This window comes from Ruegeria spongiae, from assembly GCF_023502395.1.
Taxonomy (GTDB): Bacteria; Pseudomonadota; Alphaproteobacteria; order Rhodobacterales; family Rhodobacteraceae; genus Ruegeria_C; species Ruegeria_C spongiae.
In genome coordinates, this window is the sequence record NZ_JAMFMB010000009.1 from 33,622 (window position 1) to 56,526 (window position 22,905).

Below are 22,905 nucleotides of genomic sequence, written 5' to 3' on the forward strand. Positions count from 1 at the left end.
TGAACCCCTCCAGCCAGTCGCGCGATGCATCTTTCCCAACAAGTGGCCCTCCCCATCTGAATGGGCCCACCGTTATGTTTAGGTGTTTGAACACCTGGGGTCAGATAGTCCTTACGCTGGAAAATAAACGACGGTTCCGACTGCAATGCAAAGTTGCGATTGCCAGCCCTTTATTCTGAGGGCGCTGCCCCAGGCAGCGCCCTGTATCTCACAAGGCTCTCTCTTATTGGCGCTTCAGCATTCGCTTGGCCGCAGCTTCCATGCTCTCATAGCTGTCGCCCGAAACAGACACGGCTACTTTCTGGATTGTGCCACCGGTGAATTCTCCTGGCGTGGTGTACATCTGGCTGACAGCATCGCCGCTATCGTAGCCGATGCACAGGCCGTCACCTGAAAGGGTGAACTTGCCCGATTGCGCCCGCATATCACCCGAAGCAACCTCCTGGTCATCCACATATAGCTTCATCGAACCCAGAACCTCTCCGCTGTCGCCGGTGCCGGTCGCGTCAAATTCCATACCTACGGTATACGCACCTGGCTGAAGTTCGACATCCGATTCAAACACCTGCTCGGGCTGAATGCCGAGGAAATTATAGGCATAGTAAAGCTTCTTGTCCTTGATGAAGAGTGAATGACCACCGAACCGCGACCCATGGGCAAAGACCACACCAGATGTGTTTTCGTCCTCGATCTCGATATTGGCGAGAATTTTGTAGTCCCGGCCGCGTATGTTGACTGCTACGCCTTCCGGCACACAAGCGGTGTGCGGATAGTAGACATAGGTGTCGCGGGCCGGTTCCGATGTTGGGCGTTCTATTGTCAGGATTTCCACTGCGCTGCGATCATCCAGGGGAAGGACGTTGTTTTTGGCCGCCTCGTCAAACCAGACCTGAATCAGCTCATTGAGTTTTTCAGGCTCCTGGTCAGCGAGGTTGTTGGACTCGGAGCGGTCCACATCAACGTGATACAACTCCCATACATCCTTGTCGAAATTGCTTGTTCCGGTCAGAGGCGCGTGCACAGCGACCGCCTTCCAGCCATCTTTCCAGATGCCCCGGGTGCCAAGCATGGTGTAGTATTGAACATCTTTTTGGGTGGGATCATCTGGCGCGGCATCAAAGGTGTAGGCCATGGACACACCCGACAGCGGGTACTGATCGACGCCGTTATTGGTCGTAGGCATCTCCAGTCCCGTAATCTCCAGTATCGTTGGTACGATGTCGACCGAGTGGTGATACTGATGCCGGATCTCGCCGCCGTTCTTGATGCCGTTGGGCCAGGACATGACCAACGGGTCATTGGTGCCACCAGCATAGTTCGAATACCGCTTGAACATCTTGAACGGAGCTGAGAACGCGGCAGCCCAGCCGGTCGGGTAGTGGTTATAGGTATCCGCGCTACCAAGAGTGTCGAGGTATTTCATGTTCTCTTCCAGCTCATCCGGAAAGCCGTTGAAGAACTTGTTTTCGTTGACCGACCCGTTCGGTGAGCCCTCACCTGACGCTCCGTTGTCGGCCGCGTAGATGATAAGGGTGTTTTCGTATTGCCCTGTCTCTTTGAGGTAATCGATTATGCGACCTACCTCGCTATCGGTGTATTCCGAGAACCCGGCGTACACTTCGGCCATGCGGGCAAACAGTTTCTTTTCGTCGTCGTTCAGACTGTCCCAGGGCCGAACGGCATCAGCGGGGTTGGCAATATCTTCTGGTAAGAAATTCAACTCGGTATTGACCGTGCCCTCGGGCATGATGCCCTTATCGATCATTGCCTGTGTGATTTCTTGCCGATAGACATCGTAGCCTTCATCAAAGACGCCCTTGTACTTGTCGGACCATTCAGGCGATGCATGATGCGGTGCGTGGTTGGCGCCGGGGTTGAACCACATGTACCAGGGTTTGGACGGGTTCGTTGCCTTCTGGTCGCGCAACATTGAGATTGCCTGATCAGCCAGATCTTTGGACAGGTGGTAACCGTCTTCAGGACCATAAGGTTGTTCAATGAACCGGTTGTCTTCGACAAGATCGGGATACCATTGGTTGGTCTCACCACCCAGGAAGCCATAGAAGCGGTCAAATCCCTGATTCAGAGGCCATTCTGTGCGGCTTGCACCCGACGCAACGTCTTGCTCCGGGACATTGTGGTTCTTGCCGATCCAAAAAGTGCTGTAGCCATTTGCCTGCAGCACTTCGGCAATCGTGGTCACTTGCGGAGGTATCCGCCCGCTTGCGCCAGGGAACCCGTCTGCGGTTTCAGTAATGGCGGCCATCCCGTTGAGGTGATGGTTGCGCCCCGTCAACAGGGTCGAGCGCGTCGGCGAACACAGCGCGGTCGTGTGCCATTGAGTAAAAGTCAGACCTTCAGCCGCGAGATCGTCCATTGTCGGCATATTGATCTTGCCGCCGTAAGGGGACCAGGCGCCAAGCCCGGTATCGTCGTAAAGAACGAACAGGATGTTTGGCGAACCTTCCGGCGCGGCTTTGGGGGTAAATGGGGTCCAGTCCGGCGATGAATCGCGCACATCCAGATCAATTTTCCCGTTAAAGCCCGGATATCCCAGCGGCTCTTTCATTTCTGGTGCATCCTGAGCAATCCCGGGCAGCGGGATCAGAGCGATGATCGCTCCGAGGGCAATCAAACGGGTGGCCATAAAGCAAACCTCCAAAAAAGTGAATAATCTGAAACAGTAAGGGCGTTCGGTCGACAGGATCACCTTAGCAGTAGGAAGATCGCAATCAACAGTGTAGTTTACGCCCCTTCAGTCGGCTTCCGATTGTGCGGGTGTTCGAGCCGACAAAGTCGGGCGGGCTGTAGGCATATACAATGTGCACCAGTGCTCCGTTGCGAAAGACAGCATACGTGCGCTGCACCGCAGAACTGGCAAGTTGTTCGAACGGCTTAATGGGCAGCCCTCAGCGCTCAGACCATCACCCAGCGGCGGTGATGCTGCAGCGCTGCCCATGATTGGCAGGGAACGAGCATGGCTTCAATTGGCGAGCAACTGGACGATCCGTTTCGTTTCGGATCGCTGTCGCGGCATTCGAGGCACTTGAATAACGAGTGAATTTCCTGTGCTGCACGACACGTCATGCATAACTGTCAGCGCCCCGGCGGTAAGCGCGTCTTCGATCAGACACAGGTGCCCCATAAGCACGCCCGCGCCCGCCTTGGCCTCTTCCACGGCAAGGCTGTAAAGCGAAAACTGAGGCCCGTTTTCACTGTTTCGAATCTGAACGCCAGAATTCTGTGACCACATGGGCCAATCGTTTGCCCAAGTTTGATCCCGCAAGAATGATATGCCTTCAAAACCCTGATCGCCCTGCTTGCGATTCAGAAGTGACGGCGCGCAAACGGGGATAATCTTGTCCTGGCAAATGCAGATCTGGTTCGGGGAGCCATCTGGGACCGAAAAGAAAATCGACAAATCGAACAGTTCCCGCGACAGGCTTGGCGGGGTTTCCATGGCCGTGACCGAGAAGTTGATCTGCGGATAACACTCTCTGATTTTACCAAGCCGTTTGGGCAGCCAAAGCTGAGCAATCGACGGGAGCGCGGCAATTTGAAAATCGGCGTTTGGCTTGAGGTCTCGCAGGGCACGCGTGGCGTCCGCAAGGGCATCAAACGCCTTGGTGAAATCAGCCAGCAGAGCTTGTCCCTCTCGGGTCAGTTCAACCCCTTGGGCATTTCTGCGAAAGAGGGGCATTCCTGCCCAGCCTTCCAACGTTTTGATGTGCTGGGAAATTGCCCCGGCGGTGACATTCAGTTCTTCCGCCGCCGCGACAAAGCTGATGTGACGCGCCGCCGCTTCAAAGGCACGCATGGCATTCAGGGGCGGCCCCTTGGGGCGCTTGGGCGCGACGCTCATCATCTTGCCTTAGTTTTCCTACGGCAAGAAATAGCAAATCTGCTTTGCACTGTCACTCACTTGCTTTCAAGATCAGAGCAACGATGGAGGACAAATAAGATGACCCTTGCACCAAGAGATTGGGTGCCCGGCACAAGCGAAACACGGGTTCAGGACATAGCGTTGAAGGCTTCGACAACTTCGTCCGATAACCTTCTTGCCCGGATTGCAGAACTTGCCGAGCAGAACCGCCTGATTCACGAGGTCGAGTGCTTCAACCTCAACCCCGCAACCAATGTGATGAACCCCAAGGCAGAAGCGCTGCTTGCCTCTGGCATCGGGTCGCGTCCGTCATTGGGGTATCCCGGCGACAAATACGAAATGGGCCTTGAGGCTATTGAAGAGATCGAAGTTATTGCGGCACAGCTCTGTGCCGAGGTTTTTGATGCGCAATTTGCCGAGGTCCGCATACCGTCAGGGGCGATTGCCAACCTCTATGGTTTCATGGCCACCTGCAATCCCGGTGATACCATCATCGCGCCGCCAGCTTCTATCGGCGGTCATGTGACCCACCATGTGGCGGGTTGTGCGGGTCTTTACGGTCTGCGCACTATTGATGCCCCCGTAAACGCCGATGGCTACACCGTCGATCTGGACCAGTTGCGAGCACTGGCACTGTCGGAACGCCCCAAACTGATCACCATCGGGGGCAGCCTGAATCTGTTCGAGCATCCGGTGGCAGAAGTGCGCTCTATCGCCGATGAGATTGGGGCAAAAGTTATGTTTGATGCGGCCCATCAATGTGGGATCATCGCCGGCCGGGCGTGGTCAAACCCCCTGGCCGAGGGGGCGCACTTCATGACGATGAGCACCTACAAAAGCCTCGGCGGCCCGGCGGGCGGTTTGATCGTTTCAAATGATGCCGAGATTGCCCAGGCCATTGATGCCATCGCTTTTCCCGGTATGACCGCAAATTTCGATGCGGCTAAGACGGCTGCGCTGGCTGTAACCATGCTGGATTGGAAAGTATTCGGCCAGGCCTATGCGCAGGAAATGATCGCGATGTCACAGGCCCTCGCAGCGGCGCTGGATGCACAGGGGGTACCTGTTTTTGCAGGAACGCAAGGGTTCACCAATTCTCATCAATTCGCGGTCCTGGCAGAACGTTTCGGGGGTGGACAAACGGCATCGAAGCGGCTTCGCAACAACGGTTTCCTCGCTTGCGGCATTGGCCTGCCGGTGTCTGCAGTCGACAGGGATATGAACGGCCTGCGAATTGGCACCCCCGAATTGGTTCGCTGGGGCATGACGGCACGAGACGCCGACCGCTTGGCACAGCTGATCAAGCGCGGATTGGATAACAAGCCCATTGCTTCGGAAGTTTCGACGTGGCGCAAGGAATTCTCGAAGCTCCATTTCGTGCACTGACCACCGCGACGCTTCCTACTCGCGACCAGTAAGACAGAGGCGGCAAAGCCCTGTGTGGTTGGTTCCCGCAAAATAAGTTTTTGAGGTTTGGAGGGCGGTGGTCAGAAGCAGCGGTGTGTTCGGCCTGCTGAGGCGGCTCCTCGCTGCTGGCCCTGATGGTTTCCGCGCACCAGGTCCCTTTGCGCTTGGCGGGCGGCTACGCCCGTGAATTTGACCGGTTTGTCCTGTTGGTCGTGATTGAAGATTGGCCCCACCATTTCAATGGGTATGAACAAACACCCGGCTGGGATGCAATTCGCCCGCCTTGTAGATGCCCACGGCCACTGCCTGACCGTCGAGAGAGGCCCAGGCCTCGTCACCATAATCCACATCGGCGGCCAGAACCATGCCTGGATTGCCGTTGCGCAGACGGGCGGCGCCCTCGGGGGTGCATTTGAGCTCTGGCAAGTCGGCCAGTCCTTCCTCAAGCGGGCGCAGGTAGCTATCCAGATCGGGGCTGTGGGCCATCTCGTCAATCTGTTCGATGCTCAGTCCGTCCTCAGCGTCGAATGGCCCCGACCAGATGCGGCGCAGCGATTTGACATGGCCCTGGCAGCCCAGCGCCTGGCCCAGATCGCGGGCGATGGAGCGGACATAGCCGCCCTTGCCGCAGGTCATCTCAAGCACCACGTGATCGGCGTCGGGGCGGTCGGCCAGCACCAGTTCCTCGACCCAGAGCGGGCGGGCGGCAAGGTCGACATCTTCGCCATCGCGAGCCAGCTTATAGGCGCGCTGACCATCGACTTTAACCGCTGAAAACTTTGGCGGTACCTGCATGATCTCGCCGAGGAAGGGCTGCAGCGCTTCCTTGATTTTGGCGTCGTCGGGCCGCGCGTCGCTTGCTGCGATCACTTCGCCTTCGGCATCGTCGGTATTGGTGGCTTGGCCCAGGCGCACCGTAAAGACATAGGCCTTTAGCGCGTCGGTGATATAAGGCACCGTCTTGGTTGCCTCACCCAGCGCCACGGCCAGCACGCCGGTTGCCTCGGGGTCAAGGGTGCCCGCATGGCCTGCCTTGCGCGCTTGCAGCGCCCAGCGGACCTTGTTGACCACCGATGTCGAGGTCATGCCAGCGGGTTTATCCACCACCAGCCAGCCGGATATATCGCGCCCTTTGCGTTTACGTGCCATGTCGTCTCTCGGGAATTGTCTGAGGCGCGCGACCTAGCCGATCGCCCGTGCGCTGTCAAACATGCTACTCGGAATCCACCACCACGCCCACGATGGGACCCAGCGAGAACCCGGCATCTGATCGCCCGATCTGCGGCGCATAAAGGCGCGAGATATTGCCGTCGAAATAAAGCGCGTTGGGGGTGTTCAGCACATCGCGAAACAAGCTGCCGAACTGATGAAAAGTCACCGCATTGCGCGAGATCGCAAAGACCACCCGCTGCCCGTCAGCGCTGGTGCCAACCCCGTTGCGGATATAACGCGAGGTGGAATCGGGCAGGAAACGCGGGTGCAACTCGCCGTCGATCACCAGCATCGGGCCGGATTGGGTGGCGTCGCGGCACTGTGGCTGTTGGTCCTGAAAGCTGAGCGTCTCGAACACATCGGCGCGGCCCTGCCGGATGCAGAAAACACCGTTGGGCAGCAGGCCGAAATTACCGGGGCCTGCATTGGGGATCACCCGCATCTCTTCGGTGCCGTTTTCGACGTAATGCCCAACCGGCGAGCGGTCGTCGTGATACATCCCGGCATTCATCGCGAATGCCAGCTGCTTGCCCTGATCGGCCAGCGTGGCGTCGACGGTCTGGAAATGGCCCAGAATCTCGCCCTGATCATCGCGCAGGAACAGGCGCAGATCCTCGGTGCCCGCATCGGCCTCGCAGACCGTGAAGCGGTTGCCCTCATGCTCCATATCCGAACAGGTCAACGCCGTGGCGGGCGCAGCCAGCAGCATCAGCAGAGCGGCGAGCAGGCGTGTCACTCGTCCAGATCCCGGCGCACTTCGTCCTGATTGAACAGGCGGCGGCTTTCGTCCATCTGATCAAAGGTCTCGTCCAGCCGAAAGCGCAGATCAGGCGAGAACTTTAGCCCGACTTTCTTGCCGATCACCCGGCGCAATTCGCTCTTGTTGCGGGCCAGTAGCTTCAGCACGTCCTCCTGCCCCTTGCCGCCCAAAGGCAGCACAAAGGCGGTGGCGATCTTGAGGTCGGGCGAGGTGCGGACCTCACCCACGGTGATCGACATGCGGTTCAGAGCGGGGTCATGCACGTCGCCGCGGGCCAGCACCTCGGAGAGGGTGCGGCGGATCAACTCGCCGACGCGAAGCTGACGCTGTGAGGGACCGGGGCCATCGTGGAATTTATTCTTTGCCATACTTCCCGATCTAAGCCGAACGAGAGGCTTTGCCAAGCGCTGCCCGAACGGGTAGGAGGCATAAAGCCGATCTGACGCAAGGATACCGAACATGAGCCACATTCCCGGCATCGCCATCACCGGAGCATCGGGCCGCATGGGCCAGATGCTGATCCGTACCGTGCGTGACAGTGACAAGGCGCGGCTGGTGGGCGCGGTCGAGCGCAAGGGCCATGACTGGGTCGGGCGCGATGTGGGCGAGGCGATGGGCGGTGCTCCGTTGGGCGTGATTGTCAGTGATGATCCGCTCGAGGCGTTTGCGCCCGCGCAGGCGATCATCGATTTCACCGCGCCCGGCGCGACGCTGGAATTTGCAGCACTGGCGGCACAGGCGCGCGCCGTGCATGTAATCGGCACCACCGGCATGAGTGAGGAGGAAATTGCTGCGCTGGAACCCGCCGCGCGCCATGCGGTGATCGTGCGGGCGGGCAACATGAGCCTGGGTGTCAACCTGCTGACACAATTGACCAAAAAAGTCGCCGCTGCGCTGGACGAGGATTTCGACATTGAGGTGATCGAGGCGCATCACCACCACAAGGTCGATGCGCCCTCTGGCACCGCGCTGATGCTGGGCGAGGCCGCCGCCGAGGGGCGCGGCGTGGCACTGGCCGATGTCTCGGATCGGGGTCGTGACGGCATCACCGGCGCCCGCAAACGCGGCGATATCGGCTTCACCGCGATCCGGGGCGGCGACATCGTGGGCGAGCATGATGTGCTGTTTGCCGCCGCTGGCGAGCGTATCACCCTGCGCCATGTGGCCACCGATCGGGCGATCTTTGCCCGCGGCGCACTGAAAGCCGCGCTTTGGGGGCAGGGCAAGCAGCCGGGGCAATATGACATGGTGGATGTGCTGGGGCTGTAGATGGCCGAGCAGATGCAGATACCGCTGTCCTATGGGCGCGCGCGCTCGGTCCATGCCGATCTGAGCAGGGGGCAGGGGCGCGAGTTGGTGCTGATCTATCCGGGGCTCAGATACACTTGCGACCGCCCGCTATTGCAATGCGTCGCGGAGGTGTTCGCGCGGCAGGGCTGCGATGTGCTGCGGCTGCAGTTTCGCTATGCCGATGATCACCGGTTTCTGGATGCCGAGGACGAGGCGCAATTCGCCGAGATATTCTCGGACGGGCAGGACATTCTGGCCCATGCCCTGACGTTGGGTGCGTACCGGCGCGTCTGGCTGATCGGCAAATCGCTTGGGACCCTGTCCATGGCCGGTGCTCTTGCGGCGCAGGCGCAGGCCGTGCCGGATGTCCGGGGCGTCTGGCTGACGCCCGGCCTGCTCAAGACCCCTCTGGCGGAGACGCTGTCAAAGCAGAGCCTGCCCTCGATCATGGTGCTGGGCACGGAAGATCCCTGCAACCTGCCCGAGTTGCTCGACCCCTATGCGGCCCGGCCCGACGTCGCGCTGCACCTGATAGAGGGTGTGGATCACGGATTTCAGCACGCGGATGGGGCACAGGCCGAGGCGGCGGCCATTGCAGAAGTGGCCGATCTGGTCGCAAGCTGGGTTGCCTCGCAGGGCTGAGCTACAGACGTGATTAGGAGGTCGGCAATTGTTGCGTGGCGCAATGGATGCCGCCGCCAACCTCGCCCAACGCATCGACATTCAGGGTGACGACTTCGCGACCGGGATAGTGCCGTTGCAAGGCGTCCTGTGCGATCCGGTCGGTCTCGCGGTCGCCGAACTGCGCGGCGATCACGGCGCCGTTGCAGACATAGTAATTGGCATAAGAGGCCACGAAATCGAGGGTTTTGACCCGGCGGTCGTCTGGCTCAGGGATGATTTCGACCTCCAGCCCCTCGGCGATCAGCTGGTCATATGTGTCCAGCGCAGCCATGTGGAACGGGTCCTGTGGGTCGGGATCATCGGGCAGGTTGATCAGCACGCGGCCTGGTCCGGTGAACCGGGCGAGGCTGTCGATATGGTAGTCGGTGATATCCTCACCCCGGACCCCGTCTGCCCAGATCATCCGTTCGGCGCCGTAAGCTGTCAGCAGGCGCTGTTCGATCTGGTCGCGGGTCAGACCCGGATTGCGGTTGTCATTCACCCAGGAGCTTTCATGCGCCATCAGCAGGCCGTGGCCGTCCTGCTCGACCCCGCCCGCCTCGCCAATGACGCCGCTGGGGATCAGGTCGAAGTCAAGCCGCCGTGCAACCTCGGCTGCGATCCGACCGTCGCGCTTATGGACCTGACGGTCGCCCCAGCCATTGAACCGTATATGACTCACGACGCGTTCTCCGGTGGAGGTGATCGCAAAAAGTGGTCCTGAATCGCGACACCACAGATCTTCGGTCGGGATGTCCCAGAGCGTGACCTGGTCCGACAGCAGTTTCCGGGCGTTGGGATGATCGGACGCGGCGGCCAGCAGGATCACCGGTTCGAACTGAGCGATTGCGTTGGCGATGTCGGTGATGGTGTGCTGCAGAAGCTCCAGAAACACGCGATCGGGGTAAACGCGGGGGCTGGCGGGCCATTGCATGAAGGTCGCCTCATGCGCGGCCTCTTCCGGCGGCACGGTGAAGGTGGAATCTGATGCCGCCATGGCGGGCCCTCCGAACAGGCAAAAGGCACCCAGTTGGGCCTGGCTGGCCAGAAAGTCGCGCCGCTGCATCTGCTGTGCCTATCGGAACGCCGCGACCCCGGCGGGCTCGCCAGAGCCTCCCGCATCGCTTTCGACCTGCGCAAAAAGCTGGCCGAGGCGTTCATCCCATGTCGGAAACTGACCCGACACCGCCAGTGCAAGCCGTTCGGCCCCCAGCGAAACCCCCAGCGGGGCGGTCTCGCCGGCGATCACGATCTCACCGAGTTCTGTCCAGTTGGCAGAGGCGGGATATGCGGAGGGCGCGGGTTCGTCGGTCTCGCCCACGCGGTAGTAAACCCCCATCGTGACAAAGAAATCCTCGCCATCCGGGTTGGGAAAGAAATAACCCGATCCGTCGCGCGCCTCAAAAGCCTCCTCGGCATCGCGCAGGATCACCTTTTCCGAGAACGGCAACCCGACCTCATCCAGAACCGGGCGCATCTCTTCGGAGGCGGGGACGCTGACAAAGGCCAGCCGCGCCGGATCAAGCCCGAACTCTTCGGTCAGCAGGCGGATCAGCATGCGGGTCTGCGCGGCTTTGTCGAGGTCGTCCGGGGGATGGCAGCCGACCTCGTGAAAGATCGGCAGGACATCGGCACGGTCGCGTTCCCCGATATCTTCGACGCGGGCGAGAGGCTGGATCACGAAACCACCCTGCGGCAAGGCGGATTGGTCGAAATCATGGCGCAGCCCGCCATTATAGGCCGGATCACCGGATACAATCGAAAGTGGCGCGGCCTCCTGCAGGCCTTGCGCGTTGAGACCTGTCCGCAGGCGCTGCAGAACGTCGTCATAAGAGGCTTCGAATGCCGCGTTTTGCGGCGTGGCCCGCGCCACCGAGGGAAGGACTGCGCCAAGCGTTGCGGCGGTGCCCAGTTTGATCACCTCGCGTCGGTCCATGGTCATGCTCTGATCTCCCTCCGAATGCGCATTGGTCACGGCCAATATAAGACCGAAATCGTCACCCATCTCAATTGGATGTGAAGACTGTCTTGCGCTTTCTTCATCTCGCGCGCGCGGTCAGAGCGCTTTGACGCTGTCTTCGCGCAGCGGGCAGGCGAGGTAGACGCCGAATTCCTGACCGATATCGGCGCTGACGCGCGCATGCACCGCCCCCTGCCGGTCCAGGAAACGCTGGCTGTCTTCGACCGGAAAGATCCCCTCGTGCCAGATGCCGGGATGGATATAGAGCCCGCGCGAGCCATCGCACCAGAAGGCCACAACCTTGTCGGGCGTCAGGTTGTCGCCGGGCAGGGCGGCGGGGATGACAAACGGCCTGCGGTCGAGTGGAAAGAACATCTGCCCGCCATCGGGGTGATAGTTCATGTGCCACAGCAGCACCTGATCGCGCGGTGCGGTCTGTGCCTCGGCGCTGGCCTTTTGCGGATCGGTGGACCAGCCCAGAACGTAATGGCCGTTCACCGCCTCGTTCTCGCCATAGAGAACATCGCCCTTCCAGTCGCCCTTGAAGGTGCCCTCGACCCAGCCGCCTTCGTCGCCGGTGCCCTCGTCGATGGGCCGCCAGCCCTGTTGCGGCCAGCGGGTGATCTCGATCTCGAACCCTTCGGGGTCGTCGACCAGACAGCCATAGCCCTTGACGCTGTCCTCGGTGGCGCGGATCAGTGGCACTTCATGCCAGGGCAGAGACGGTTTCGTGCTGGCCTCGAAGATATATTCCGGAGCGTTCATGCGGCCCTCATATGCTGGTCAACGATGCGCTGCACCATCGGGGCGAAATGGTGGAAATCGGGCGTTTCCATATCGTCGCGCTTGCCCGCCTCGTCCAGATACCGCACCTGAATGATCTTTTCGAGGTTGGGGTTCTGTTCGAACGCGGCCACTTCCTCGGCGCTCATCGGGCCGCCTTGCAGGTTCAGCGAATGGATCGAGGCCTCGGAGAGGCGTTTGAAATATTCCGGCTTGGTGGCGCAGAGATAGCGCTTGGCGGCCACATGGTAGAGCACGCAATCGGTGACCACGCCGGGAAAGAACGGGGCCAGAACCTGAGCGCCCGCATCCTCGTGAAAGCGGTCTTCGGTGTCGTCCATGCTGAAGGTGCCGAACTCGGAGGTGAAATGGCCGATATCGTGCAAGAGGGTCGCGACGATGATGTCTTCGGGCAGGCCGTTCTGTTCGGCGATGGTGGCGCCTTGCAGCATGTGTTCCGCCATGGTGACGGGTTCGCCCAGGTATTCCTCACCGCCGCGCCGGTCGAAGATGTCGGCCAGGAAGGCCACGATGGTGTCGCGGGTCAGGTCAGGTCTGCCGGTCATTCCGCCGCCTCCGGCTGGGCCAACTCGAGCGCGGCCAGCGTGGACAGCAACCCGTCGCGGTCGGCGTAACAGCCCTGCAGCCAGCGCGATCCGGCACCGGAATAGCCGGTGCGTGCATGCAGCACACGTGTGTTGTCGACGATGAAGCTCTCGCCCGGCTCCAGCTTGAAGGCGACACCCATGGCGGGATCGTCGATGATGGCGGCGAATTGTCGATAGGCTTGGTAATACGCTTCCATCCGGTCAAAGGGAATGTCCACAAAGGGCGCTGACGAACGGTTGTTGAAGCGGACCGCCACCAACTCGCCGTCGGGCGCAAGTTCGATCATCGGGCGGCGCGACCGCAGGCAGACACCGTCCGAGCCGCTATATTCAAAGCGGGCCGGGTGACCCGCCAGCAGCGCGAACCCCTCGGGGTTCTCTGCGCGCAGGCGCTGGGCGGCGCGAAACCCGTCCACCACGATGGAATCGCCGCCCTCGGCGGAGTTTTCCAAACAATAGAGGATCTGCAGCCCCGGCACCGGATCGCGATAGGGGTTGTCGGTATGGGCCTGAAGCCCCAGCCCGGTATAGGCCAGATTGGTCGGATTGACCTCGGTCCGAACTTCGAAATACCGGCCATAATTGGTCTCGCGCACATAGCCGAACAGGTCGGCGACACGCAGCAGCGCCTCGGGCTCAACCGGGCCGCCGGTCAGTCGGGCAAAGCCGAATTCGGCCACCGCCGCCAGCCAGCCGCGTTTTGCGCGGGGGTCGGCATGGACGGCGTTCCAGTCAGCGCCCGGTGGCGCAAGCGCGCTGTCCCAGGTGGTGAGGCCCGGCGCGGTGCGGCCTGCGTCTTTGGGCCGGTCACGGTCATAGGCGTGATCGGCCAGCCAGCCAGCGGGAAAGATCACGGTCTTGCCTTCAGGCTGGAACGTGACTTCCAGATCCCCGCCCACGACGCGCGTGTTACCGACCGTGGTGTCGGCGGGAATGTCGCCGATGGTGATCAGCCGCTGTCCGTTTCCTGGCGCGCGGGTCTCGGGGTCAAGCGCGTTGTCGCGCAGCCAGATCGCGTGGAAGCGGGTGGTGGCCCCGTCATCAAAGGTAACGGTGACAACGGGGCCGGAGTGAGTGGCGGTGCGCAGCATGTGGGGCTCTCCTGATGGCAACGCGGGAACACTTGAGGGGATACCGGTGACGTGGCATTAAGACAATTAATCCTTATTCGATCTGAGGCCTGGAAAATCTAATGAGTAAACGCAAAGTGGGATTGCCGCCGCTTGACTGGTTGCGGGTCTTTGAGGCCGCCGGGAGGCTGGGCGGGTTTTCGGCGGCAGCGCGCGAATTCGGGCTGACCCAGGCGGCGGTCAGCCAGCGGATCGCCAATCTGGAGGCCTGGCTTGGCCGGTCGCTTTTCATCCGCGAGGCGCGCGGCGTGTCGCTGACGGTCGAGGGCGAAAGCTATCTGCCGCTGGTGCAGGACAGCCTGCGCGCGCTGGAGCGCAATACCGAGAACCTGTTCGGCAAAAGCCCGACCGAGCTGCGTGTTGCCGGGCTCAATTCCCATCTGGGCGCGTTGGTGGTGTCGCGTCTGGCCGGGTTCCACGCAGCCCATCCCAATTTGCGGCTGGTGATCGATTCGCTGGACCGCTGGTCGGGGTTCGACGAAGAAAAGACCTGGCTGCAGCTGCGCTTTGGCAACGGGGTCTGGCCGGGGCGCGCGGCGCATCTGGTCGCGCGCGAAGTGCTGGCCCCGATGGCCGCGCCCGGCCTGTCCCGGGGCGCGCCGCTGGTCGAGTTGCGTGGCCCAAGGCCGGGCTGGTCGGATTGGTCGGCAGAGACCGGCGAGACCATGACCAGCGGCTGGCTCAGTGTCGATTCGATGGAACACGCGCTGGCAGCAGCACGACAGGGCATGGGCATCACACTGGGCTCGGTCCCGCTTGCGCGCGACCTGTTGCAGAGCGGCGCGCTACATCGGCTTGAACTGCCGGAATTTATCACCAGCGAAGGCTATTGGCTGACCTGGCCCGAAGACCGGCCCATCAGTCGCAAGCAGCACCAGCTGGTCGATGCGTTTTATCAGGCCATCCGAATGGAGAAATAATGATCCGGTCGGGCGGGCTGTGCGTAGACCAGATATCATTGCCACATCCCCCGGTGTTGTCATGTTCTTACGGCTTATCTTCTTCACGCTGTCCTGCACCCTCGCGCTGCCTGCTTTTGCCGACTTCACGACGGTCAAGAACGAGGCCCAATTCAAACAGATTGTGGCCGGAAAGACCCTGACCCGACCCCTGATCAAGCTACAGGTGTCGCCCGATGGGACAATCAGCGGGAAAGGATTGCGCTGGCCGGTCGAGGGGATTTGGACCTGGCAGAACGGCTATTTCTGTCGCGATCTTTATTGGGGCGGCAGCGAGTTGGGCTATAATTGTCAGGAAGTGCGCGTTCACGGCGGCAAGATCCGCTTTACCTCGGATCGGGGCAAGGGCGATTTCGCCGATTTTCGCCTGCGGTCTGATTGAGGCACTTCGTAAGGAAACTTGAACCGCCCAGCGTCACCCAACGCGTTCAAGTTTTCGAATTCACGCAGCATCGGGTGAGTCAGGTATTTCGCGAAGCGCCATGGGTATCCCGCGTCATTCGGGTGTTGATCACCTGCACGATCCCGCCCAGCACCAAGCCCCAGACAGCAGCGCTGAGGCCGATGATGGTCACACCCGAGGCGGTGACCAGAAAAGTGATCGACGCGGCTTGACGATAAGATGTGTCCTCGAACGCGGCGAGCGCCGAAGTGGCAAAGACCGGCAGCAGGGCGACACCCGCCAGCGTGCCCAGCAGCATCGGCGGCGCGAGGCCCGCAAAGGCGGTGATGATCCCGGCAAACAGTCCGAAGAGGCAATAAAACAGCCCTCCGAACACCGCCGAGAGGTAGCGTTTTCCGGGGTCGGGATGCGAGTCGTCATTGGCACACATGGCGGCTGTGATGGCGGCAAGGCAGGTCGCGGGCGCGCCAAACGGGGCCGAGATCAGGCTGGCCCCGCCCACCGACGAAATCAACGGCGCGGGCGCGGGGTGATAGCCGAAACTGCGGATGATGGCGAGGCCGGGGATGTTCTGCGTTGCCATGGTGACAACGAAGAGCGGCAGTCCGATGCCGATCAGTGACGGGAGCGAGAAGACCGGGACGGTGAAAACCGGCGCGGGAATGACCGATGACCCGTTCAGCGTGAAGTCGAAGCCCGGTTGAAACACCACGACCAGCGCCGCTACGACCACGGCGCAGGGAACCGCGATCATGCGATTGATCTGGCCTGCGATGAACCAGGTGACGATCACCGGCAGGGCGACCCAGGGCGCCTGACTCATTGCGCTGAAGGGTTGCAGGCATATCGACAGCAACACAGCCGACAGCATCGCCTGCGCCAGCGGCGCGGGGATGGCCGCGATCAATCGGCTCAGGGGCCGCCAGAATCCGGCGATGGTGGTCAGCAGACCCGCAAAAAGGAACGCCCCCACCGCCTCGGCGAATCCGGCTTCGGGCATCTTCGAAACCGCCAGCAACGCCACGCCCGGCGTGGACCACGCCACGCTGACGGGAATCTTCGTGCGCAAGCTAAGCACCACACCCGCCAGTCCCATTGCAATGGCGGCGGCCATCAGCCCCGAGGCGGCCTCGGCTTTCGACGCACGCATACCGTTCAGACCCTGCAAAACGATGGGAAACGAGCTGAAAAAACCCACAATGGCGACCACAATGCCGGTCGAGACGGTTTGCAAAGGGATGGCGCTGTGGCGCATGTGATGCTCGTGCGAAAGTTTGCGGGAAGGGGACGGTGGTGAAACTGGCTGCCGCCCAAGACTATGCCCATTTTTGCGGCACAGCCAAGACCGGGAAAGCGTGCTTGCTCTTCTTTGGTCAGACAGTTGTGGGTGCTTTGCCTGACTCAGGGTCTCGCAATCCTGACTTGCCCTTGTTTTCCCGTTCCGTAGGGTCTCTTCCAGATTACAGCCCAACCGAGGAGAATTGGTTTCGTGAACATCACCGATTTGCAGCCGATCCCCATTTGCAGCAATGGGCAGGATGCGCGTGGATATCACGATATTGCGTTTGACAAGTCGGACCCACGTGCCCTGGAAAGACTTGTTGATGTCGGTGCGCATGGAATCGCTGTGGTGCCCTATTATCACCTGTCGGATGGCTCAAACCCGCCTTATGGCAGAAGGATAGACGGAAGCCTGCCGCGCATGTGGTGCAGGGAAAGCCTGGTGCCGATGTTGCGATCGGCAAACGACGCGCTTGCGGCATGTGGCTGCGAGCTTGTGGTTTATGATGCCTATCGTCCGATCACGACCCAACACGGGCTGTGGGAATGGGCGTTGGCGAAGGTGGCGGCGGACCATCCGGCGCTTCCTCGATCCGAGCTGGAGGCGCTGACCAGCCAATACAGTTCCGACCCGCGTCGTTTCGACCCGGTGGATGCGACGACCTGGCCGACCCATTCGACGGGCGCCTCGGTTGATGTTGTTCTTCGTGCGCTCGATACCGATGAGGTGCTGGACATGGGGGCGGGTTTCGACGAATTGAGCGCAGTTGCGCATACCGACCACCTTGAGCGTGAACGCGTTGCGGGGCGAATTGGTCCTGAAAACGCTGCCCTTTTGAATCGCCGCTTGCTGTATTGGGCGATGACCAATGCTGGCTTTGCAAATTATCCATCTGAATATTGGCACTTTGACTTTGGCAATCAGATGTACATCCACAATACGCGAACTGAGCATGGGCCTCAGGATCGGGCGTGGTATGGTTATTGTCGGCTTTGTGATGGCGTATGAACGGGCGGCTTTGATGTCTTCGACACCTTTTGACCCCATGCCTTTGAATCCCGGTTTGTCCAGCGCAGTCCCTTGTCAGAAATCGATCGCCAGCCCCTTCTTTTCCCAATCGCCAAAGCGAACGGGTTCCGGGCCGTCGCGCCCGCCCAGTTCCTTGGGCCCGGGGCTGGCTTCCGTTTCGGCCAGACGGCGGCGTTCTTCGGCCTCGGCCAGCGCGCGTTGGGCGGCAGGGGGCAGGTCTTTGTGGGTCTCGCTCATACCTCGGGTTCCTTTCCGGTCTCGCCCTTGATATACGCCCGCCTCTGCCCGTGGCAATGCGGGCATGGCGTCACAGATCGGGATCAGGGGCATGAACGATACCGCGACACGAGCGCGACAGAGCGCGATCTATCTGCTGGACCAGATATTGGGCGAGCATCGGCTGATGTCGGAATGCCTGGCCGCGGGCGCTCTGGACAAGCTGGCCGCCGAGGACCGCGCGCGGGCGCAACGTCTGGCGCTTGATACCTTGCGCGGGCTGGAGCGGGCCGACCGGATGCTGAACAAGCATCTGCAGAAGAAACCGCCGCTGCCGGTGCTGAATGCGCTGCGGCTGGGGGTTGTGGAACTGGCCGGGGGCGAGGCCGCCCATGGGGTGGTCAATTCCATGGTTGAAATCACCGCGCGGTCGCGTCGTCACGGGCGGCTCAAAGGGTTGGTCAATGCGGTGCTGCGCAAAGTGGCGGTGGACACGTCCAAGCATTGGGAGTTGCTGCGGGTGCCGCGGCTGCCAAAATGGTTGCGCACCCCTCTGGCGCAAGCCTGGGGTGCCAATGCGGTGGCTGGCATGGAACGGGCACATTTTGCTGGCGCTCCGCTTGATCTGACATTGAAACCCGGGGCCACTGCGGCGGAAGGTAACATGCTGCCGACGGGCTCGGTCCGGATTGATGGACCGGTGCAGGTCACGGCACTTCCGGGATATGAAGCGGGCGATTGGTGGGTGCAGGATGCTGCCGCTGCTTTGCCCGCAAGGGTGTTGGCCGCACAGCCGGGTGAGGCGGTGCTGGATCTCTGCGCTGCTCCCGGTGGCAAGACGCTGCAACTGGCGGCACAGGGCGCGGTCGTCACTGCGCTGGACCTCTCTGAGTCGCGGATGCGGCGGGTACGCGAAAACCTCGACCGCACCGGGCTGAGCGCGGAACTGGTCGTGGGTGACGCGCTGGAGCATCAGGGCAGCTATGACGCGATCCTGCTCGATGCGCCCTGTTCGGCGACCGGGACCATCCGGCGGCATCCCGATCTGCCCCATGCCAAGGACGGGTCGGAATTTGGTGAATTGATCGAATTGCAGGCGCGGATGCTGGCTCATGCTCACACGCTGCTGAAACCCGGCGGACGGTTGGTCTATTGCACCTGCTCGCTGCTGCCGGACGAGGGCGAGGTGCAGATCGAGGAGGTGCTGGAGCAATTCCCGGACCTGAGCGCGGACCGTGCAGCGCTTGATCTGCCCGGGGTCAAGCCCGGCTGGATAACGCAGGAGGGCGGGCTGCGCCTGCGCCCCGATTACTGGGCCGAGCGCGGCGGTATGGACGGGTTCTATATCGCCTGTCTGCGCAAAGTGGGCTGAGGGCGAGTTCGACGGTGACTCGCATTGCCCGAACCGCTAAGCTCTGCGACAAACGCCAAAGAGCGTGAGAGGCAGTGAATATGTCCAGTTCCGATACGATGGCGAGCCGTTGGGCACGGTTCCAGAACCGTTTCTACGCGCGGCTGAGTCAGCGGCGCGCGGCGGTGACCGGATTCGTCTCGCAACCCGAACCGCGCACGGTTGGCGTGTTTGCCCGTGGCCGGCAACTGCTGGCGGGCAATCTGCTATTTGCCGGGTATCTGGTCGAATCACGTGACAGCGGGTTGTGGGAGGTCGCCTCGCCCAACCCGTCTTTTGACGACGAACGGCACGGCTTTGCCTGGCTCGACGATCTGGCCGCAGTGGGCGATGTGCGGGCGCGGGCAAAGGCGCAGACCTGGCTTTGGGGCTGGATCGACCATCACGGGCGGGGGCGCGGGCCGGGCTGGACGCCGGAACTGACCGGCCGGCGGGTGATTCGCTGGATCAACCACGCGCTCTTTCTGTTGCGCGGTGTCGAGCCGGAACAAAGCGATGCGTTCTTCCGCTCGCTGTCACATCAGACCTGGTTTCTGTCTCGGCGCTGGAAAGCCGCACCGCCGGGACTGCCCCGGTTCGAGGCATTGACGGGCCTGATTTACGCCTCGCTGGCGCTGGAGGGACTGGAAGAACTGGCTGATCCGGCGATCCGGGCGCTAGGGCAGGAGTGCCGCAGCCAGATCGATGCGCAGGGCGGTGTGCCCACGCGCAACCCCGAAGAACTGCTGGAAGTATTCACGCTGCTGACCTGGGCGGCGGCGGCCCTGCAGGAAGCCGGACGCGGCGTTGGGGCCGATCACGCGGCGGCCATCCTGCGCATCGCGCCCAGCCTGCGGACCCTGCGCCATAGCGATGGTGGTCTGGCCCGGTTTCATGGTGGCGGGCGCGGTATCGAAGGCCGGTTGGATCACGCACTGGCAGCGAGCCAGACCAAGCCAACGCCTTTTGACCGGCTGGCGATGGGCTTTGCGCGTCTTGCAGGTGGGCGCACCAGCGTGATCGTCGATGCCAGCCCGCCACCTTCGGGGCGGGCGTCTTACAAGGCCCATGCCTCGACACTGGCGTTCGAGCTGACCTCGGGCCGCCGCCCGCTGATCGTGAATTGCGGCGCGGGCGACAGTTATGGTCCCGAATGGCGGCGCGCCGGGCGGGCGACGCCGTCACATTCAACCCTGTGTCTGGACGGCTATTCCAGCGCGCGTCTTGCCGACCCCGAACGGGGCACCGGCAACGAGGCGCTGATTGCCGCCCCGCGCGAAGTCGTGGTCGAGATGTCGGACCTGCCCGACGGGGTGCGGTTTCAGGGCGGACATGACGGCTATGAGGCGGTGTTCGGCCTGACCCATGCCCGAACGCTGGAACTGTCCTTCGATGGGCGCGGGCTGGCGGGTGAGGATATGCTGCTGGCGATGAGCGATCCGGCCAAGCGGCGTTTCGACAAGGCAATGGATGCGGCGCAGCTTGCGGGAATCGGCTTTGATCTGCGCCTGCATCTGCATCCGGATGTGGATGCGGCGGTGGATCTGGGCGGTGCGGCGGTGTCGATGGCGCTGAAAAGTGGCGAGATCTGGGTATTCCGCCACGACGGTCAGCATAAATTGGCTTTGGCCCCAAGCGTTTACCTGGAAAAAGGTCGTCTGAAGCCACGCGCGACAAAACAGATTGTTCTATCCGGCCGCGCAATGGGGTATGCGACGCGCACCCGGTGGACGCTGAGCAAGGCGCAGGACACGGCGATTGCCATTCGCGACCTGAACCGGGATGAGCCGCAATTCGACTGATCCGCAAAAGGACCAAGACCACATGACCGATTTTCACCCCGTGCGCCGCGCGCTGCTGTCCGTATCCGACAAGACCGGGTTGGTCGATCTGGGAAAGGCGCTGTCGGCGCGGGGTGTGGAACTGCTGTCCACCGGAGGATCGGCCAAGACCCTGCGCGAGGCAGGGCTGGATGTGCGCGACGTGGCCGAGGTCACCGGTTTCCCCGAGATGATGGATGGCCGGGTCAAGACCCTGCATCCGATGGTGCATGGCGGGCTGCTGGCGCTGCGCGACAATGACGCCCATCTGGCGGCGATGGAGACGCACGGCATCGGCGCGATCGACCTGCTGGTGGTGAATCTCTACCCGTTCGAGGAAACCGTCGCCAAGGGTGCCGATTATGACACCTGCATCGAAAATATCGACATCGGCGGCCCGGCGATGATCCGGGCGGCGGCCAAGAACCATGCCTTTGTGAACGTGGTGGTCGATGTCGAGGATTATGACGCGCTGCTGGCCGAACTCGAGGCCAATGACGGTCAGACTTCTTATGCATTCCGGCAGGGGTTGGCGCAGAACGCCTATGCCCGTACCGCTGCCTATGACGCCGCGGTGTCGAACTGGATGGCGGGCGCGCTGAACCTGCAGGCCCCGCGCCGCCGGGCGGTGGCAGGCCGCCTGGCCCAGACGCTGCGCTATGGCGAGAACCCGCACCAGGAAGCGGCGTTTTATCTCGATGGCTCGGACCGTTCCGGCGTCGCCACGGCGCGGCAGGTGCAGGGTAAGGAACTGAGCTACAACAACATCAACGACACCGATGCGGCGTTTGAATTGGTCTCGGAATTCGATCCGGCCGACGGTCCTGCCGTTGCGATCATCAAACATGCCAACCCTTGCGGCGTGGCACGCGGTGCGACTCTGAAAGAGGCCTATCAGAAGGCGTTCGACTGCGACCGCACCTCGGCCTTTGGCGGTATCATCGCGCTGAACATGCCGCTGGACGCCGACACCGCACGCGAGATCGTGCAGATATTTACCGAGGTGGTGATCGCGCCGGGCGCCTCGGAGGAGGCGGTTGAGGTGTTTGCCACCAAGAAAAACCTGCGCCTGCTGCTGACCGAGGGCCTGCCCGACCCGCAGGACAGCGCCTTCACCACCCGTCAGGTGTCTGGCGGCATGCTGGTGCAGGACAAGGATGTGGGTCATCGCGACATGGCCGACCTCAAGGTCGTGACCAAAAACGCCCCGACCGAGGACCAGATGGCGGACCTTCTCTTTGCCTGGAAAGTGGCGAAACATGTCAAATCCAACGCCATCGTTTATGTGAAAGACGGCCAGACCGTGGGCGTCGGTGCGGGCCAGATGAGCCGGTTGGACAGTGCCACGATCGCGGGCGTCAAGGCGCAGCGCATGGCCGAGGGACTGGAACTGCCGGAAAGCCTCGCCAAAGGGTCCGCCGTGGCCTCGGACGCGTTCTTTCCCTTTGCCGACGGGTTGCTGGAGGCCGCCGCAAACGGCGCGACATGCGTGATTCAGCCGGGCGGGTCGATGCGCGATGACGAAGTGATCAAGGCCGCTGACGAGGCCGGTCTGGCCATGGTGTTCACCGGTATGCGGCATTTCCGTCACTGATGCCGGGCGCACGTGTCATATGGGCGGCCCTGACGGCCTTCCTGCTGGACCAGTTCAGCAAATACTGGGTGGTGCATGTGATGGAGGTGGACCGGCTGGGCGGCATTGATGTGCTGCCCCCAATCCTGAATTTCCGCTATGGCGAGAACCGGGGCATCAATTTCGGTCTGTTTCAGGGCGACAGCGACGCCTCGCGCTGGGTGCTGATCGGATTGTCGTTTCTGATCTGCGCGGGCGTGCTGTTCTGGCTGCGCCGTGCACCGGGCAACTGGATCACCCAGATCAGCGCCGGGCTGCTGATCGGCGGGGCGATGGGCAACGTGGTGGACCGGCTGGTCTATGGCTATGTGCTGGATTTCCTCAACATGTCCTGTTGCGGGATCAACAACCCGTTTGTCTTCAACATCGCCGATGTGTTCATCTTTGCCGGGGCATTCGGGCTGATCCTGTTCGATGGCACAAAAAAATCTCAGAAAAAGGCCTCGTGACGCGGTGCGGCAAATGGGCTACAACACC

At 61.7% G+C, this 22,905-nt stretch carries 22 protein-coding genes; 10 read left to right on the forward strand and 12 right to left on the reverse strand.

The features are described from left to right. Positions 1-223: 223 nt before the first annotated feature. A complete protein-coding gene (locus tag M3P21_RS08865; RefSeq protein ID WP_249709021.1) occupies positions 224-2,647 on the reverse strand; it encodes an arylsulfatase in 2,424 nt (807 codons plus the stop codon). Positions 2,648-2,983: 336 nt separating this feature from the next. Then, complete coding sequence (locus tag M3P21_RS08870; RefSeq protein WP_249709022.1) at positions 2,984-3,862, reverse strand: LysR family transcriptional regulator; 879 nt, start codon at positions 3,860-3,862, stop codon at positions 2,984-2,986. Between the two features lie 99 nt (positions 3,863-3,961). On the opposite strand from M3P21_RS08870, the gene glyA reads away from it, so the two are divergent. Beyond that, entirely contained in the window at positions 3,962-5,269 is a 1,308-nt protein-coding gene (glyA, locus tag M3P21_RS08875; protein ID WP_249709023.1) for a serine hydroxymethyltransferase, read from the forward strand. A gap of 258 nt (positions 5,270-5,527) precedes the next feature. Here glyA and truB read toward each other — a convergent pair whose 3' ends face one another. From truB to rbfA, 3 genes are all read right to left on the reverse strand, one after another. Next, on the reverse strand, positions 5,528-6,439 hold the full coding sequence (gene truB / locus M3P21_RS08880; RefSeq protein ID WP_249709025.1) for a tRNA pseudouridine(55) synthase TruB: 912 nt from the start codon (positions 6,437-6,439) through the stop codon (positions 5,528-5,530). 64 nt (positions 6,440-6,503) lie between these two features. Continuing rightward, positions 6,504-7,238 (reverse strand): phosphodiester glycosidase family protein, encoded by a 735-nt coding sequence (locus M3P21_RS08885; protein ID WP_373319982.1) that lies wholly within the window; start codon positions 7,236-7,238, stop codon positions 6,504-6,506. Next, positions 7,235-7,630, reverse strand: a complete 396-nt coding sequence (gene rbfA / locus M3P21_RS08890; protein ID WP_249709026.1) for a 30S ribosome-binding factor RbfA — start codon at positions 7,628-7,630, stop codon at positions 7,235-7,237. Before rbfA ends, M3P21_RS08885 begins: the two co-directional genes overlap by 4 nt. A 91-nt stretch (positions 7,631-7,721) precedes the next feature. Between rbfA and dapB the strand changes: the two genes are divergently transcribed. Together dapB and M3P21_RS08900 are read left to right on the forward strand one after the other, a co-directional pair. Then, positions 7,722-8,531, forward strand: coding sequence for a 4-hydroxy-tetrahydrodipicolinate reductase (gene dapB / locus M3P21_RS08895; protein ID WP_249709027.1), 810 nt, complete (start codon positions 7,722-7,724; stop codon positions 8,529-8,531). Continuing rightward, the gene (locus tag M3P21_RS08900) at positions 8,532-9,194 is read left to right on the forward strand and encodes an alpha/beta family hydrolase (RefSeq protein ID WP_249709028.1); all 663 of its coding nucleotides are present in this window, start codon (positions 8,532-8,534) and stop codon (positions 9,192-9,194) included. A 13-nt stretch (positions 9,195-9,207) separates the two neighbouring features. Here the strand turns inward: M3P21_RS08900 and M3P21_RS08905 are convergent, their stop codons facing one another. The 5 genes from M3P21_RS08905 to tmpA form a co-directional block, all read right to left on the reverse strand. Next, complete coding sequence (locus M3P21_RS08905) at positions 9,208-10,281, reverse strand: agmatine deiminase family protein (protein WP_249709029.1); 1,074 nt, start codon at positions 10,279-10,281, stop codon at positions 9,208-9,210. A 9-nt stretch (positions 10,282-10,290) separates the two neighbouring features. Next, positions 10,291-11,157 (reverse strand): hypothetical protein, encoded by an 867-nt coding sequence (locus M3P21_RS08910; RefSeq protein ID WP_249709030.1) that lies wholly within the window; start codon positions 11,155-11,157, stop codon positions 10,291-10,293. Between the two features lie 114 nt (positions 11,158-11,271). Beyond that, a complete protein-coding gene (locus M3P21_RS08915) occupies positions 11,272-11,940 on the reverse strand; it encodes an ureidoglycolate lyase (RefSeq protein WP_249709031.1) in 669 nt (222 codons plus the stop codon). After that, positions 11,937-12,524, reverse strand: coding sequence for a (R)-1-hydroxy-2-trimethylaminoethylphosphonate oxygenase (gene tmpB, locus M3P21_RS08920; protein WP_249709032.1), 588 nt, complete (start codon positions 12,522-12,524; stop codon positions 11,937-11,939). The genes M3P21_RS08915 and tmpB overlap by 4 nt, the downstream gene beginning before the upstream one ends. Continuing rightward, positions 12,521-13,657, reverse strand: coding sequence for a 2-trimethylaminoethylphosphonate dioxygenase (gene tmpA, locus M3P21_RS08925; RefSeq protein WP_249709033.1), 1,137 nt, complete (start codon positions 13,655-13,657; stop codon positions 12,521-12,523). The genes tmpB and tmpA overlap by 4 nt, the downstream gene beginning before the upstream one ends. 101 nt (positions 13,658-13,758) lie before the next feature. Here tmpA and M3P21_RS08930 point away from each other — a divergent pair, with 101 nt between their 5' ends. Both M3P21_RS08930 and M3P21_RS08935 read left to right on the forward strand, forming a co-directional pair. Next, positions 13,759-14,616, forward strand: a complete 858-nt coding sequence (locus tag M3P21_RS08930) for a LysR family transcriptional regulator (RefSeq protein WP_249709035.1) — start codon at positions 13,759-13,761, stop codon at positions 14,614-14,616. Between the two features lie 61 nt (positions 14,617-14,677). Next, positions 14,678-15,037: a dihydrodipicolinate reductase gene (locus M3P21_RS08935; RefSeq protein ID WP_249709036.1), complete on the forward strand. Its 360-nt coding sequence runs from the start codon at positions 14,678-14,680 to the stop codon at positions 15,035-15,037. A gap of 79 nt (positions 15,038-15,116) precedes the next feature. Here M3P21_RS08935 and M3P21_RS08940 read toward each other — a convergent pair whose 3' ends face one another. Next, positions 15,117-16,613 (reverse strand): benzoate/H(+) symporter BenE family transporter, encoded by a 1,497-nt coding sequence (locus M3P21_RS08940; protein ID WP_308445933.1) that lies wholly within the window; start codon positions 16,611-16,613, stop codon positions 15,117-15,119. Here M3P21_RS08940 and M3P21_RS08945 point away from each other — a divergent pair. Then, positions 16,548-17,348: a M15 family metallopeptidase gene (locus M3P21_RS08945; protein WP_249709038.1), complete on the forward strand. Its 801-nt coding sequence runs from the start codon at positions 16,548-16,550 to the stop codon at positions 17,346-17,348. The genes M3P21_RS08940 and M3P21_RS08945 overlap by 66 nt on opposite strands. Before the next feature lie 75 nt (positions 17,349-17,423). On the opposite strand, the gene M3P21_RS08950 is transcribed toward M3P21_RS08945, so the two are convergent. Next, positions 17,424-17,606 (reverse strand): DUF1674 domain-containing protein, encoded by a 183-nt coding sequence (locus M3P21_RS08950; RefSeq protein ID WP_249709039.1) that lies wholly within the window; start codon positions 17,604-17,606, stop codon positions 17,424-17,426. Between the two features lie 91 nt (positions 17,607-17,697). Between M3P21_RS08950 and M3P21_RS08955 the strand changes: the two genes are divergently transcribed. The 4 genes from M3P21_RS08955 (at position 17,698) to lspA (ending at position 22,877) form a co-directional block, all read left to right on the forward strand. After that, the gene (locus M3P21_RS08955) at positions 17,698-18,957 is read left to right on the forward strand and encodes an RsmB/NOP family class I SAM-dependent RNA methyltransferase (RefSeq protein ID WP_249709040.1); all 1,260 of its coding nucleotides are present in this window, start codon (positions 17,698-17,700) and stop codon (positions 18,955-18,957) included. An 80-nt stretch (positions 18,958-19,037) separates the two neighbouring features. Next, positions 19,038-20,777: a heparinase II/III family protein gene (locus tag M3P21_RS08960; protein ID WP_249709041.1), complete on the forward strand. Its 1,740-nt coding sequence runs from the start codon at positions 19,038-19,040 to the stop codon at positions 20,775-20,777. A gap of 22 nt (positions 20,778-20,799) precedes the next feature. Continuing rightward, positions 20,800-22,389 (forward strand): bifunctional phosphoribosylaminoimidazolecarboxamide formyltransferase/IMP cyclohydrolase, encoded by a 1,590-nt coding sequence (gene purH, locus M3P21_RS08965; protein ID WP_249709042.1) that lies wholly within the window; start codon positions 20,800-20,802, stop codon positions 22,387-22,389. Then, positions 22,389-22,877, forward strand: a complete 489-nt coding sequence (gene lspA / locus M3P21_RS08970) for a signal peptidase II (protein ID WP_249709043.1) — start codon at positions 22,389-22,391, stop codon at positions 22,875-22,877. The genes purH and lspA overlap by 1 nt, the downstream gene beginning before the upstream one ends. Positions 22,878-22,905: the final 28 nt, after the last annotated feature.